The sequence below is a fragment of the Rhodopirellula maiorica SM1 genome (assembly GCF_000346295.1).
Lineage (GTDB): Bacteria > Planctomycetota > Planctomycetia > Pirellulales > Pirellulaceae > Novipirellula > Novipirellula maiorica.
The window spans coordinates 1-14,928 of the sequence record NZ_ANOG01000581.1 but is presented as its reverse complement, the minus strand read 5'-3'; the positions used below and the strand labels follow the sequence as shown (position 1 = coordinate 14,928).

11 protein-coding genes are annotated in these 14,928 nt (G+C 53.3%); 5 read left to right on the top strand and 6 right to left on the bottom strand.

Translation table 11 applies throughout. The features are described from left to right. On the top strand, positions 1-1,176 hold a 1,176-nt coding region (locus tag RMSM_RS18520), incomplete at its 5' end, for an SHD1 domain-containing protein (protein WP_040767964.1). Positions 1,177-1,221: 45 nt separating this feature from the next. Here RMSM_RS18520 and RMSM_RS18515 read toward each other — a convergent pair. Continuing rightward, a complete protein-coding gene (locus RMSM_RS18515; protein ID WP_201767051.1) occupies positions 1,222-3,402 on the bottom strand; it encodes a S9 family peptidase in 2,181 nt (726 codons plus the stop codon). Between the two features lie 785 nt (positions 3,403-4,187). Here RMSM_RS18515 and RMSM_RS18505 point away from each other — a divergent pair. Together RMSM_RS18505 and RMSM_RS18495 are read left to right on the top strand one after the other, a co-directional pair. Next, positions 4,188-4,916 carry an NYN domain-containing protein gene (locus tag RMSM_RS18505; protein ID WP_008699595.1) on the top strand — a complete coding sequence of 243 codons (729 nt, stop codon included), beginning with the start codon at positions 4,188-4,190 and terminating at the stop codon, positions 4,914-4,916. Positions 4,917-5,238: 322 nt separating this feature from the next. Next, positions 5,239-6,420: a phosphorylase family protein gene (locus RMSM_RS18495; RefSeq protein ID WP_008699593.1), complete on the top strand. Its 1,182-nt coding sequence runs from the start codon at positions 5,239-5,241 to the stop codon at positions 6,418-6,420. Positions 6,421-6,472: 52 nt separating this feature from the next. Here RMSM_RS18495 and RMSM_RS18490 read toward each other — a convergent pair whose 3' ends face one another. Together RMSM_RS18490 and RMSM_RS18485 are read right to left on the bottom strand one after the other, a co-directional pair. Beyond that, complete coding sequence (locus RMSM_RS18490) at positions 6,473-6,886, bottom strand: carboxypeptidase-like regulatory domain-containing protein (RefSeq protein ID WP_144057762.1); 414 nt, start codon at positions 6,884-6,886, stop codon at positions 6,473-6,475. A gap of 64 nt (positions 6,887-6,950) precedes the next feature. After that, a complete protein-coding gene (locus tag RMSM_RS18485; protein WP_008699591.1) occupies positions 6,951-8,003 on the bottom strand; it encodes a DUF1559 domain-containing protein in 1,053 nt (350 codons plus the stop codon). Positions 8,004-8,872: 869 nt separating this feature from the next. Here RMSM_RS18485 and RMSM_RS18475 point away from each other — a divergent pair. Further along, positions 8,873-10,189 (top strand): hypothetical protein, encoded by a 1,317-nt coding sequence (locus RMSM_RS18475; RefSeq protein WP_008699589.1) that lies wholly within the window; start codon positions 8,873-8,875, stop codon positions 10,187-10,189. After that, a complete protein-coding gene (locus tag RMSM_RS18470) occupies positions 10,186-10,512 on the top strand; it encodes a hypothetical protein (protein WP_008699588.1) in 327 nt (108 codons plus the stop codon). Before RMSM_RS18475 ends, RMSM_RS18470 begins: the two co-directional genes overlap by 4 nt. A 315-nt stretch (positions 10,513-10,827) precedes the next feature. Here RMSM_RS18470 and RMSM_RS18465 read toward each other — a convergent pair whose 3' ends face one another. From RMSM_RS18465 to RMSM_RS18455, 3 genes are all read right to left on the bottom strand, one after another. After that, positions 10,828-12,567 (bottom strand): sugar phosphorylase, encoded by a 1,740-nt coding sequence (locus RMSM_RS18465; RefSeq protein WP_008699587.1) that lies wholly within the window; start codon positions 12,565-12,567, stop codon positions 10,828-10,830. A gap of 184 nt (positions 12,568-12,751) precedes the next feature. Next, positions 12,752-13,963, bottom strand: coding sequence for a glycosyltransferase family protein (locus tag RMSM_RS18460; protein ID WP_008699586.1), 1,212 nt, complete (start codon positions 13,961-13,963; stop codon positions 12,752-12,754). A 14-nt stretch (positions 13,964-13,977) separates the two neighbouring features. Further along, complete coding sequence (locus RMSM_RS18455; protein ID WP_008699585.1) at positions 13,978-14,838, bottom strand: HAD-IIB family hydrolase; 861 nt, start codon at positions 14,836-14,838, stop codon at positions 13,978-13,980. Between the last annotated feature and the right edge of the window lie 90 nt (positions 14,839-14,928).

Here is a 14,928-nt window from a genome sequence, read left to right as displayed (position 1 = left end):
GTCGTTCCAACGGCCCTTGGGCGAACGTGGACCGACCGCACTGGCAAACTGAATGTCGACGCCGAGCTGGTGACGGTTCGTGATGGAAAGGCCTACTTGGAAAAAGCCGATGGCACCGTAAGCGCGGTTCCGCTGCAGCGTCTGAGCATCAAGGATCTGGCCTACCTTGCCGCGATGCCAAAGTATGAATCGCAGGTCAAACCTTTCTTGCCCGACGATCCAACGTCGCCGGCATCGCCATCACCGACGATGGCAACCATCGAAGTCGACGATCCCTCCGCATCGGGATCAATTCGCCAATTTCGCTCGGATCGCTGGGGCTACAAGGGGCTAGCGTTTTCCAACGACGGTGCGTATTTGGCCACTTTGGGCAGCAACAACGTCACTGTGATGGACATCAACGCATCGACCAAAACGGAATACGAAATCGACAGCGGTAACCGATCCAGTGTAACGTTTTCGCCTGACGGAAAACGGCTCCTTGCCGGATCCTTCGATGGCAATGTGTTGGTGTGGCAGTTTGGCAACGAAGGCGAATTGAAGCCAGAGAAACAGTTTTCGATCCACCAAGGTGAAATCAAATCGATCGTCGTGTCACCCGACAACCAACATGTGCTCACGACTCATTCGCCCAACGTCGCTTGTCTTTGGGAGTTGGATTCGGGCAAAGTGTTGGCGCGATTTAACGACTTCGCTTTTAACTCGGGTGCCGCAGTCCGCTTCAGCCGTTATGGCGGCCATGTGATGATGACCGATGGCCGTGTGGCGGCAGTGATCGACATTGCAAGTCGAAAAATTATTCAGCGGATGTCGCTCTCGCGCGGCAGTGGACAATTCGCTGTAATCTCGCCCGACGCCAGCTTGATCTCGGTAGGAAGAATTTACGATATCCATTTCTTCCAAACGCTGACGGGCATGCAATCGGCCACGAGCAAAGGGGACGAAACCTTGTGGTCGGCTGCGTTTTCGCCCAATGGCAACCGTCTGATTAGCGGTGGTCGGGAAAACGTCAAGCTGTGGGATGCAGAGAGCGGAGCGATGTTGCAAGAGTTTGCGATGGCTGATAGCGGCTATGTCAAATACGTCGCCTTCTCACCCGACGGACTGCACTTCGCTGCCATCGGCGCCCCGCTCGGAAAACTCGTCGAAGTTTTCCGGCTACCCCAAAGTCGTTGATCGACACGCGATCATAACAGGTGCTCTGACTTTTTGGTCTTACCTCTAATCGTCCGAACCGGGAACAGCGAGGTGTTCATTGAAGTAGTGGGTCAGCACCGAGTAGAAATGCCGCACGGTATTTGTTCCCTCGTTGATCGCGTGAGAGCGAGCAGGGTAGGGCATCACCGAAAACAGCTTGTTGTTTGCGATCAATTCATTGATCAAATACTCGGTTCCTTGGTAATGCCCGTTGTCGTCACCGGTTCCATGGACGATCAACAAGTTTCCTTGTAACTGACTTGCATAGGTCAGCGGCGACCCTAGCCGATAGTTTTCTGCATTGTCATTGGGCAATCCCATGTACCGCTCTTGATAGATGGAATCATAAAGCAGTTGATTGGCGTTCGGTGCGACGGCGATTGCGGTGGAATAAAGCTCGGGATAACGGAAGATCGCGTTCAGACTCATGCTGCCACCGCCGCTCCAGCCCCACACGCCGACTCGCTTGGAATCCAGATAATTCCGTTTGTCCAACACAGCGCGTACGGCAGCGGCCTGTTCCTCCGGTGCGATGACTCCGATCTTTCGATAGATGCATTTTCGCCATTCTCGACCGCGTGGTGATCGGGTTCCTCGATTGTCGATACTGACAACCACATAACCTTGCTGTGCCAGCATCGCGTGCCAAAGACCACGTGCTCCTTGCCATACATCTTTGACGGTTTGGCCGTGCGGTTCGCCGTAGACGTGAACCAGCAGCGGATACTTCTTTGTTTCATCCAATTCAGTCGGTTTCAGACACCATGCATCAAGCTGCAGCCCGTCACCGATATCGACTCGAAAAAACTCGGATGTCGGTACGTTTAATTCCGCCAGTCGAGCTCGCAATTTGGCGTTGTCCGTCAAGACTCGAACCACACTATGGTCCTCGAGCCGAATCATCTTGACCGTTGGCGGCGTATCGAATGTCGAGTAGGTGTGTACGGCCCATCGAGCATCATCGGAGATCGCGTAGGTGTGCCATCCCGATTGATCCGCGGGCGACAATCGCATGGGATCCGAACCATCCAGCCGGACACGGTACAGATAACGCTGAGTCGGGTTGTCGGGTGACGCAGCGAAGTACAGCCAACCTGCTTTTGCGTCGATAGCGTCAATTTCAAGCACGTCGTAATCGCCATCGGTTAGCTTGGTCACCTGTTGGCCGTCGAGGCTGACGCGATAGGCATGTCGCCATCCATCGCGTTCGCTGAGCCACACAAACGCGTTGCCATCGTCAATCCACCGCACTGGGTTTTCGTTTTCCAACCAAGCGGCGTCTGTATCGGTAAAGACCGTTTGTGTCTTGCCATTTTCAGCATCCGCGAGCATCACACGATTGGTGTTCTGCAAACGATTCATCTGCTGAAGCAAAAGTTGGCGGCCGTCGGGCGTCCACTGCATTCGCGGCAGATAGTGTTCACGAGTGTCACCGGGAATATCAAGCCAAGTGACGTTTCTGCTGTCAATTCGAACGACGCCCAATCGCGTCGCCGAGTTTTTCTCACCGACTTTGGGGTACGGAAACGAGGTGATTTCCGGGTAGATGCCGCGGGTGTTGTCAAGCAAGTGAAACCGCCCCACCCCGGTGGTGTCAAATTGCCAAAACGCAATCGATTTCCCATCGGGACTCCAGCGATAACCATCGCGGATCGCCAACTCTTCTTCGTTGACCCAATCCGACGTGCCATTGATCGTCTCAGCAGATCCATCGTCGGTCAGTTGCGTGATCTGCAGACTGTCAATCTCTTGGACATACAGGTTGTGGTTACAAACGTAGGAAACGCGAAGGTTCTCGGGAGAGAATTTCGCGAACATCAACGTTGACGGTGCCGCGTCACCACCGAGTTGCTTCAGTTTCTGGGTAGCGACATCAAACACCCAATAATCACCACGCGTATTGTGTCGCCACACCCGCTTGCTGTTAGTAAAAACGAGAAGCTTTGATTCATCCGTCGAAAACTGAAAACCGTCAATCGCAAGCGGTGTCTCACTATCGTTGGGGATCAAAGCCTTGGCGGGCACAACCGTCTGTTGGGTGCCATGGGCCGTGTCGACTTGGACTACGTCGATCCCCCCTTCGACCTCCGTTGATTTCTCAAGCGTAAAGTAGGAATCGGATCTCTTGCTCCATACGAGATCGGGCAGGTGATCCGCTGATAACTCATCCGAGCCAAAGATTCGATCCAATGATAATGTAGACATCTCGACGCTGGGTTTGCTTTTAGGTTGATCGGGTAACTGAGTGGCAGCTGATTGGGAGCGAGCGATCTGCTGACCGCTGGCTTGGAACATGCTAACGGCTAAAAGCGTTGCGAGTATACGACTCACGACACAAAGACACCGCTTTGCCGTCTGCTGTGAAATCACATTCATCCTACGAGTGCCTCGATGGAAATTACTTATGTCGAAAAACGAAAGGGAACGCCAAAACAACCCGATCGCGCTTGTTGGTCGAACAACGGTGGGACAACGAAACATGTTTTAGTTTCCATTGGATAATCAAAATAGGTTCAACACGTTGTCGGCTTAAAAAGTTGCGCACAGTCCGGTTGCTCGGCACTTCGTGTCACGAACATTGGGGGATGTCCGAGTCGTGGGAATCACCAGAATTCCCGTCTTTGTTGTTGAGACACCAGAAACTCTGGTGGGTCTCACCAGCGAAGTGGATGGCATTGGGCTTTTTGCCTGCGGAGCCAGAAAAGAACGAGGCGGGAGCTTCGGAAGCCGTGTGTTCCCAGGCAGCGGCCTTAGAAACAAGCGTTTTTGGGGGCGTTTTTGCGGACGCTGACCGCGAAATCTGTCAATTTTTTGCATTTTCCTGTTTGCCCCCCCGAATGTCGGGTTTAGAGGCGACCTAGCGACACTCCCCTTCAAAAACCGAGCTAGACTTCGGCAGCGGCACTCGCTCGGCGCAGCGCGACTCTGTATCGGAGGTTCCTTTGCTGCGTCCCCATTTTCGGCGTCCTCTTTTTTGATCCCCAACATTCATGCATAACAAAACCAACTCGGGTGACAGCATCGCGCTACTAATCGATGCCGACAATGCGATTCCCAAGCAAATCCATCAAGCCATCTCCGAACTGGCCAAGCACGGCATCATTAATATCCGCAAAGCCTATGGGAACTGGGCCAAGGACTCGCTTAAAGGTTGGCGTGACGTACTGCATCACCACGCAATTGCTGCGAAGCAATACTTTGACATGACGCAAGGAAAAAACGCGACGGACATGGCGCTGCTGATTGACGCGATGGACATTCTGTACACCAAAAACATCCACACGTTTGGTCTGGTCTCGTCCGATTGCGATTTCACTCCTCTGGCTCACCGACTGCGGGAAGAGGGCAAGCAAGTCATCGGTTTCGGTCTAAAGACGTCACCCAAACCGTTTGTGCATGCATGCACCCATTTTGTTCATTTGGACGAAGCTGAAGAAGACAAACCGTCGCAGCAGTCAAAGAACGGTTCAGTGAAAAAGCTGAAAAAGAAATCCAAAGAGATGCAGCTGTTACGAACTGCGGTGAAAGAATGTGCCACAGAAGGCGATTGGGCACCACTTGGCCCTGTGGGAGCTTACATTTCCCAGCACGGCAAGTTCGATCGCAGTGAATATGGTTTTTCAAAACTCAGCGATGTGTTCGAGTCGCTCGATGGATTCGAGATCAAAAAGAGGACGAAAGAGGACAAAACGGTGGTACAAGTGCGGCTAACGAAATAGTGATCATTATTGAGGCCAGACAACCCACCGGCCTCGGATGTTTTTTGTAGCGGAGCGGCGCAAGCCGCCCGGTTAAAATCGAACGTTTTGCTCGCTGCAACCGGGCGGCTTGCGCCGCACCGCTACCCAAAGTAGATGGCATTGGCCGCGAGTCGCCCGGTCACGACTGAAGGTTTTGCTCGCGGCAACCTGACACCGAACGACTCCATCGGCTACGGACCCAAAGGGCGGCCGCTGGGAACCGGCCCTACGTCACTGCCGTCCGAATGCGTCAATCACGCGGGGCTTTTGCTTTGGGCCGCGATCCATCAAACTGGTTGGCATGAGTGAACCATTTAAAATTGATCCGACCCTGGCTGCGGACGCAATGCGTCGCCAAATCGATTTGGCGTGCGAGCGAATGGAAGCGACGTACGAGAACGGGTTTTATTCCAAAGTCAATGTGGTCCGACATTGGTCCAAACACAATCCCGAATTGTCGGGCAAGATTGCGCGTCCCAGCGCACTGCGTTGGTATCTACGCCGAGAACTGCTGAAATTAGCCCGGCTGGGCGCCGAAATCACGATCACCCAATCTCGGCCACGCGTCGATCTGAATTCGCCGACGTTGTTGGAGATGATCGACGAATCGGAGTTCGATCTGACGGCCAAGAAAGTATTCCTGTTTGGCCCCGAGCGTTGTGAATTATCGATCGAACGGCTGGAACACTACACCGCGACGCGGGCAGAGGATTTTCAGCGTTTCGTCTTGCTGACGAATTATCAGATGCATATGGACGCTTTTGCGGAGCAGTTCCCCGATTGCGTCGGATCGTCACGAGCCGGGGTGCAGATGCCGACGCTGCATCATCGTGATACCGGCAACCAAGGCATCAGCATTGTCAATATTGGCGTCGGGCCATCAAACGCCAAGAACCTGACTGACCATTTGGCGGTGCTTCGACCGGACGCGATGTTGATGGTGGGGCACTGTGCCGGCGTGCGAAACCACCAAGAGATCGGAGACTTCGTGTTGGCAACAGGCTACATGCGAGGGGATCACTTGCTGGATGAATTGTTACCGCCATCAGTACCAATCATTCCCAGTTTTCTGTTAAACCGCGCGCTTGCCCAGGTACTCGATCAACGAGGTTTGCGTTATCGAATTGGTGCGGTCTATACGACAGCCGACCGTAACTGGGAATTGATGTTGCGGAAGACCAAAGAACATTTGAGGGTCAGCCGCAGCATCGCAGTCGACATGGAATCAGCAACCGTCGCCGCCAATGGTTTTCGCTATCGGATTCCCCACGCCACGCTGTTGTGCGTGTCGGACAAGCCGCTGCACGGAAAACCAAAACTGCCCGGTGACGCGGTGGCGTTTTACAACGAGACAAAGAAACACCATCTGTCGATCGCCATGGAGGCCATCGGGATCATCAAACAAGAACATCCCGAGGGTTTGCCCAACACCGAAATTCGAGCACCGGGCGAACCGCTGCTCGGTGGCCCCGGCACTGAGTGAACTGTCGTTGCAAACCCTTCAGCTTCGGTTCGTGGATGGGGTCACGTCTGGCTCACGGAAAGCTGACGTCGATTGTATTGCTGCCCGACTCGACCGTAACGCTCTTTTGAACCCCAGCAAATTCGCTGACGCTGCTATCAGGCCCTTCTAGCATTTCGGATCCAGTCGAAGTGTCCTCAGGTGCAAGCACTCCTTCCACCGCAGCGATGGTGACGGTGTGAGGCCCCGGGATCGCCCCAGTCGCCGAGGGACTATAAATCAACTCATACTCACCCTCTTCGTCGGTCATCCCGACGGACGCCCGTCCACCGCTGGTGGGTTGAAAGGTGATTTCAACGTTCGGAGCTGGTTTCCCATTGATCGTGACCACTCCCTCGACGTCACTTAGCTCAGGTCCACCGCCGCATCCGAGCAACAATGCGGACAAGCATCCGATCCACAGTCCATTCCAAATTCGATTTTTCATCAACTCTTGTTCCACTGCAACGCTAAAAAAACATGTCCATACAAAACACGGTCGTCCAACGGATTTAGAAGGCATCTTCGTCGATGACAAGACGATCGTTTCGTGACCCAAGTTTCTCCAGCACGCTATCGACGTCGCGATTGTTGGTGGTTGGAAATCGAATGTGCTCGATCGAGTCGGTGATGAAATGGACACTTCCGTCCGCAAACAGCGTCATGATCCCACCGGGGTGATGACTGGAAAAACCATATTGGCACTCGGTTCCTGAGATCGAATTGATCGGCGAGGAAAAGCCGCCAAAGGTTTTTCGGATGGTTAATTGCTCGTTTCCAGAATCCGTTCCTACGAAGATACCGGCATAGCAATCAATCACACGCGTCGGTGTTCCTTGGCTGTAAACTCGCTCGGCTACCGCGATGGTGTTACTTAATCCATCCAAAACATCACGAAATTTGATCGCTTTGTCGCGTAGAAAGATTCCGTTGGGGGCGGTGGTCGGACCGGGCGGAATGGTCCATTGACTGAATTCACCTTGATCGGGTCCGGTCAATCGGCCGCCTGAGTGCCATCGCCGCGTCGTGTTGACGCCCAAGTAGTTGGATTTCGCTACCGCGGTGATCCAAGGACCTCCGGGGGCATACAGTTGGTTCGAAATGTGCACCATCGGCCCGTCATCGGACGGACAAACAAATGTTGCCACCGATTTCTTAATCGCTTCGGTTTTGTCGAGGATACTGCCATCGGCGGTCAGCGCGGTGGAAAGCGGAATCTGACCCACACGCAATTCATCAAATAATGCTCCCTCTTCGAGCTGTGGCAGCAAAAATGCGCCCCACGCCCACTGCGATCGTGTGTTGTTATTGAACGACGGTCCCGCGTGGGCAGTGGGCTTCGGATAGCGAATGTAGCCCGGTGGAAGACTTTGGTAGGTCGAATGGTAATTGTGCAGCCCCAGCCCGATCTGTTTGAGATGATTCGAACACTGCATCCGGCGAGCCGCTTCGCGGGCCGCTTGGACCGCTGGCAACAGCAAACCGACCAATACACCGATAATTGCGATAACCACCAGTAATTCAACCAACGTGAATCCTTTACGAATCGTTCTTTTAGTGTTCACGACAGCCTCCTTAGGCAGGGATTGAGAATGATGGCAATTGCACATTAGGGGTAAGTTACACTCCATAGACTATAGTCTATAGCTTCCAATTCCTCCGCCTGCAACAACACAATCCGCTGATCATCGCACAAAAAGGGAAGTTTCCACGCCCTCCTCACTGCACAAACAGCTGGTAAATCATTGCAATTTCACCGCAACCCATCCTTCGATGCCTGCAATCAGGATCCCCCCCGCAAGGAACCAGCGATAGCCGCGGATCGGAGAGACCGTTGGGATAGGGCACCACAAGCTGAGCGGACGACAGCCCGCCCGAGAAAACAGGCGTCCTATTGGAACAGTCGGTCGCCAGTTCGCCGATGCCAAGATGAGGGGCTGGTAGCCCGCACCGAACGCATTGCGAATGGATTCCGAAATCTCCCTAGCCACAGGTGCGGGGATACGCAGTTTTATTTTGAACTCTCCGACATTGAACATTCCGATCCAGAGTCAGGAGCCTAGGACACTGCACACATGTTGACGGAAGTTCATGATTGTCGCAAAACGGAGTTTGGTGACAATCGATAGCAAGTTATGCCATTAGGAGGAATCTGGTGTGAAGCATATCTCTCGTCGATGCATTTAAGACAACGGGGTGCGCAGAAACCAAGAGAGAAGCTTGGCGACGCCTTTTAAGAACAAATCAAACCACTACGCCGAGCAAACCAAAACTTTTGAAGCAATCCTCGCTGGTTTGAAAGCATAATTCGAGCCTGCCAAAAACATGCTCTGCGCAGTGCAGCAAACGCCTGTCGGATATCGAAGACCGTCTGCTCGATCCGCGAACGCCATCCCACTGGCCGACCCTTATCCTTGATGGTTTGGATGTAGCCATGTCTACACCGTCGGGGCTGGCAATCGCGACGGCGCAGACTAACGTCGACATTCTCGTTTTTGCTGGCCATCGAGTGACATATCTCTTGATGAACTATTTGCATACAATGAACGTAAAACTTGGCAGCTATTTGGCTTTTCCCTCGCCGTATCGTTTAGCGGCACGCAATTTCATGACCGAGAACATTGACTTTCTGAGTCCTCGCCTAGTCGGTGACCGTTTTGACTGGCACTCGATTCCGCTTGAGGTACTGAAAGACTTATCTGCGCTAGAGGAACTGCTTGTCGAAGTTGCCAAATGGCACTATCGAAATGAAAACCCGCAACGGAAGCGAATTCCGAAAGGATTCGCGGAAGAAGTTTCGTTGAAAGTTACCGAGATCGGCGATGGAAGTGCGATTCCCAAAATCGTGTTGTGCGTTTCGTCAGTGACGGGCACGCTCTTTCCGGTCGACCATCGCGAGTACTTCGCAAAAGCGAAAGAGTCGATAGTTACCGCGATTGACCAAGCACATCACCAGGGTTCGGTTGCAGGAATCTTACAAGAAAGTCATTTGGCCTATTTCGATCGAATCGGACGCAGCCTACGTGACAGTGAAGCATTGGAGTTGAACTATCCGGACTCCAAACGTCCGGCACGAATCAACCGAGCGACTCGTCGCTACTTAACGCTGGCGGCCTCTTCCGTTCAGGGCTTTACCGAGGAAGTCACGGTGCGGGGAAGTGTTTGTGAGGCAGACCAGCGGAAGGACCGATTCCAATTGCAATTAATCGATGGGCGCATCATTGATGCACCCATCCAATCCGAACACCGCGAAACAATCTTAGATGCCTTCCAACGCTTCCGTCAGGGTGTTCGGGTGATGATTGATGGTGTTGGTCGATTCGATCGCCGCAGCCGACTGGACGGTCTTGAATCTGTTGAACACATTAGCCTGCTCGACTCTTTGGACGTTGGCGCGCGACTGGAAGAATTCACTTCTCTGACCAATGGATGGCTCGAAGGCAAAGGCGTTGCACCGAAAGTCGATGATTTGGAATGGTTGACTGATCAATTCGAGGCAAACTACTCCGACCGTTTGCCTGCTCCTTATTTGTATCCCACGGGCGAAGGCGGCGTGCAGGCGGAATGGAGTCTCGATCGGTGGGAGGCGACGCTCGATATCGACCTGAAATCGAAGTCAGCGTATTGGCATGCACTGAACCAGAGTAGTGACGACGAGAGCGAATGTGAAATCGACTTGTCATCACTCGACGGCTGGAAGTGGCTTGCCGAACAATTAACTTTGCTCGTACCTGGAGACCCAGGCGAGTGAATTCCTCAACGACTTTGATTCGGCAGATCCATCCCTCCTTTATTCAAGAAGGCAGGGTCACTTCACAGGCCTTTCGTCCGACGCCAAAAGATGAAGACAAACTGTCAACCTATGATGGTGACCAGATCGACGCCAAGTCCGCGTGGAAGCACTACACCGAAACGCTCGGCCACGCTTCCGACGGCGCTTTGGGTGGGAGTGTCAACGAATGTGAAGGCTTAGATTTGAGGGTTGTTCCTGATCCGGAACCTTTCCCCGAACACGTGCTGATTGATTTTCCGAGCACGGACGCAAGCAAATTGAAAAGCGATCAAAAAAACTGAAATCTCATGCTGAAACGCGTGGCTGGTTGTTTCAGCCTTAACGTGCGAACCGCGTCCAATCGGTCGCGATCAACTCTAGACCGACCCTATGAAGCCTGCGGAGAAGCCGCGAGCTGAGCGTCGCGTCACCGCTTCGTGAAACGCTCATCCGACTCGATCCCTAAATTACCGCTCTGCTCAACGTTCTTGGAGCATCGGACAAGCCAAAGACATCACGAACTACTTCTTGGTCGCTACGCTTAAATTGCTAATTGGCATGTCTGCGACCGCGCTGGTCGACTAGACGTTAATCTTGTCACAGCAGCTGCATGATGATTAGCGGTTCGTGATCCACAGCGATTGATAGGGGGTCACTTCCAGGACCGTGGTTTGCTCGTCGAAGCGGAGTCCTGAGATTGCGTCGTACCAAGCGTCCGTCGAAATCAAATTCAAATCCGATAACCGCAGCTCTTGCGTCGTGTCGGTCATGTTGTGCACACAGAAAATGCTTTGGCTGCGATCGGTGCTTTGACGCCAGAACGCAAAAAATGCATCGCTTAGCTGTAGCGTGAACTGAGTCGCGTTGGGGTGAAACGGAGCGTGCCGACGACGCAATTGCATGCGACGAGTCAGCTCAGCAAAGACTTGGTGATGAACCGATTTGTCATCGCCGAGCTGCTGCTGCAGTTCTTGCCAATTCCACTTGTGCCGATTGATGCTGCGGTTGTGCTGCGTGGCTTCGACTCCCGCTTGATCGTTCGGAGTGGCTAACAGGCTGTGAATGTAAAACGCCGGAATCCCCTCAAGCCCCATCATCACGGTTTGCGAACAGAGGAAACGTTCGACTTGCCATTGATCTTCGCCATCCATCGTCCCTTTGAGTGCGTCAAATAGCGCTACATTCAATTCGTACACCCGCTGGCCTCCGTCTGCGGTGCGACGTGTTGAAATTTTCCCTCCAAAACGACCCACGGTCTCGACGAGCTGCAATTGTTCTTCGTCTGACAACAAACCCTCGGCGGGTCGCATGCCAATCCCATCATGGGATGCGGTGAAGTTCAGATAGGTACAACCGACCGGAGCAGGCGGCATACTCATCATCCACCGTTTCAAGTACTCCGTTTTTCCGGTCAGCAGCGCGTGCACTAGCAGCGGAGCGAGGCTGAAGTTGTAGATCACATGCGCTTCGTTGCGGTTGCCAAAGTACGTCAAGTTTTCGTGGTTCGGTACGTTGGTCTCGGTGATCAACAAGGTGCCGGGCGCAAACGCATCGGTGACCGTGCGGATCAGTTTGACAACTTCATGCGTCTGAGGAAGATGCATGCAATTTGTCCCGGGTTCTTTCCACAAAAACCCAACCGCATCCAATCGAAAGATGCTGACGCCATTCTGCAAGTACAGCCGGATGATCTTCAAAAATTCCATCAACACCTGAGGATTGCGGAAATCGAGATCGATTTGATCGTGACTGAAAGTGCACCAGACATGTTTCAGACCCGCAGCCGTTTCGGTGGGCCGCAAAAGCGGTGAGGCGCGTGGCCGCACGACGGCAGCCAGATCGTCACCGACATTGGCTTCCATAAAATATGATGCGCCCGGCTCGACGCCAGCACAATAATTTTCGAACCACTTGCTATGTGACGAGACATGGTTGATGACAATGTCGGCCATCAACCGGTAGTGCTCGGATATCTCCGAGATCTGCGTCCAATCGCCCAGCTTTGGATTGACTTGGTTGTAGTCAATCACGGCGAAGCCATCGTCGGAACTGTACGGGCAAAACGGCAGCACATGGACGGCCGATACGGAATCCTTCAGATGCTGAGTCAGAAATTGCTGCAGCGATTCCAACGGCACGGCATCCTCGTCGACAATCGAATCCCCGTACGTGATCAGTAAACAGTCCTCTTGTGACCATAATTGATGCAGCGGAGGCGGCGTCTGCGGACGAAAATCGTCAAAAATCGCGACGACTTGATTCGCCAATTGCTCGATATCGGCGTCGGGATACAGGAACTGGAGGTGCTGAGAAAGTTGTGAGTGAATGGCGGAGTCGTCTTTTTCCGATGGATCCATGGCAACAATCGTTTGATCTTGAAAGTTCGACGTCAGGGCAAAAAAGGACCTTCACGCACGCGAATACTTTGGCCCGATTTCTCGTAAGCCGTACTGTGATCGCGAACAACGCTTCCCTAATCGTAAGCTTTTGCGAGGTCCGGTCTTCGCTCGCGGGCAAGCAAATCGTGGTAAGGTCGCGAAATCAGGCGTTGTCGGCCTCTACGGCACCCAGAAGCATTTCATAGATATCGGGCAACGCACTGGTCACACGTGACCAGTTGTGAATGAACGGGCTCTCGTCGGGACGATTCAAGAAATCATCTCCTGCCGCCACTAGCACACGACTGAAGAGCTCGACCGTGGCTTCTTCGCGATGACGATCCAAATTCAGTCCACTCATCACGGCATCGTTGTGATAATGATCCACGACATCCAGCGCGGTGCGGTAGTAACATGCTTTGAGTGTTCGCAGCATGCTGCCACTGATCACGATTCCTTCGACCGCCAATTTGCGAATAAAGGCTTTGCAGATATCGTTGGCCATCCGATGCAATCCGCCCATGCGATCATCTTCAGAAACGACTTGGTGTTTGTGGTCATAGGCATCTGCGATATCGACCTGACAAATCCGGTTCAAATTGCAGTTGCGGTACATTTCCGAAAGCGTGCCAATTTCCAGTCCCCAATCGCTGGGAAAACGCAGCGAGGTGACGACTTCGGATCGCATCGAAAACTCACCCGACAAGGCATAGCGAAAACTGCCCATGTAATCGAGATATTCAATACGTCCAAGCACGGTTTTGAGCGCTCGAATCAGGGGAATGACTAACAAGCGAAACACGCGGCCATTGAGTTTTCCATCGGCCGCACGATAGTAATATCCTTTGCAGAATTGATAGTGAAACGACGGATGGGCCAGCGGATACAGAAGCCGTGCGGGCATCGAACGGTCATACGTCAGGATGTCACAATCATGCAGTGCAACTGCTTTGGATTTACCCGAGGCCAAAAAGTAGCCCAGGCAATACCACACGTTGCGACCTTTGCCAGGTTGGTTCGGAGCGATCCCTTCGGCCTGCAGTGCTGCATCGACATGTCTCAACCGAGTGCCATCGTTCCAGAGCACGACATAGTTCTGAGGCAATTTGTCAAAGAAGCGTTTGGCCGCGTGAAACTGTTCTTCGTTGGCTCGGTCCAAGCCGATGATGATTTCACTCAAGTAAGGGATCTTCGCCAACTCTTGGACGATCGGCCCCATCGCCGGCCCTTCCAGCTCGGAAAACAAACACGGCAACAACAGCGACATCGGTGTCTCTGATGAATACTCAACCAACTCCGATTCAAGTTCTTCGGTGGAACGATTCCGCAGATTGTGCAGCGTTCCAATAATGCCGTTTTGCGCGAAGTCAGCCATGGTGTTTCGTTTGATCAGACAAGGGGAGGAGAATTTTGTTGCGCCGATGCGGCTGCATCGATTCGCGACAACAATTGAGTGACGGCTTCGGCCCAGCCCGCGGCGCCTTGCTGTTGGGGCACGATGCCACGCGGACCAACGTTGACCCCGAGCCCAGATGGTGTGGGAATACCAATCGCCACATCCGCTTGATCCAACATGCTTTGGTCAATCGGACTGTCTCCGATCGCCGCCGTTAACGTGGCGCTATCGGGGTGAGACAAACGCTCGGCTACTCGCTGCATCGCCACACCCTTGCTCGTTTGTCCGGCGACGTGCCAGAAACGCCCCCCTTTGGTCAATGTCAGCTGGTGCTTGCCTAAGGCTTTTTCGAACTCCGTTCGATGTTCGTCGGTATCATCCCACAACAACGGTTCGGTCCCCTGGCGGGCGATCGCCAATTGGGCTTTGTCATGTGAGAGTTGAGTTTCCTGGATCACGCCGTCGACGCCCAGATCGGCAAACGAACGAAAGCGATATTGGTCCTTTAATTCCTTGAGGACCGTGAGAATCTCGTCGCGTGACGCACCGATGACTTCGATTTCACCCGACGAACACGCCAATGCGTCTCCCCCCGCAACGCCGCAGTCCAACTCGCTGCCCCAGCAGATGACCGAGCCGTTTTCAGAGATGAACGGGTTGCCGGCGAGTCCCAGTTCGCTGGCCAGCTGAGTCATTTCCGGCACCGTTTTGCTGGAATTCATGATCACCGGTATCTCCCGCGAGCGCAGGATTTGCAGCGTTGCCGCTGCAGCAGACCAGTCATAATCGTGCTTATTTAGCAAGCAACCGTCGAGGTCGGTGAACAGAATCAGTCGTGTGGGGTTAGGCAGCATGTCGTCAAGTTTATGCGAACGCCCCGTAATTCGCCACAGAGCATCGATGTGCGGTCCAAGAAGTCAGAAGGCAGCTGACACTTAGCAATG

Bases quoted from the DNA above. Each gene is read 5' to 3' on its own strand.
- RMSM_RS18515 (WP_201767051.1), bottom strand. From the start codon at position 3,402: ATGTCTACATTATCATTGGATCGAATCTTTGGCTCGGATGAGTTATCA.
- RMSM_RS18505 (WP_008699595.1), top strand. From the start codon at position 4,188: ATGCATAACAAAACCAACTCGGGTGACAGCATCGCGCTACTAATCGAT.
- RMSM_RS18495 (WP_008699593.1), top strand. From the start codon at position 5,239: ATGAGTGAACCATTTAAAATTGATCCGACCCTGGCTGCGGACGCAATG.
- RMSM_RS18490 (WP_144057762.1), bottom strand. From the start codon at position 6,886: ATGAAAAATCGAATTTGGAATGGACTGTGGATCGGATGCTTGTCCGCA.
- RMSM_RS18475 (WP_008699589.1), top strand. From the start codon at position 8,873: ATGTCTACACCGTCGGGGCTGGCAATCGCGACGGCGCAGACTAACGTC.
- RMSM_RS18465 (WP_008699587.1), bottom strand. From the start codon at position 12,567: ATGGATCCATCGGAAAAAGACGACTCCGCCATTCACTCACAACTTTCT.
- RMSM_RS18460 (WP_008699586.1), bottom strand. From the start codon at position 13,963: ATGGCTGACTTCGCGCAAAACGGCATTATTGGAACGCTGCACAATCTG.
- RMSM_RS18455 (WP_008699585.1), bottom strand. From the start codon at position 14,838: ATGCTGCCTAACCCCACACGACTGATTCTGTTCACCGACCTCGACGGT.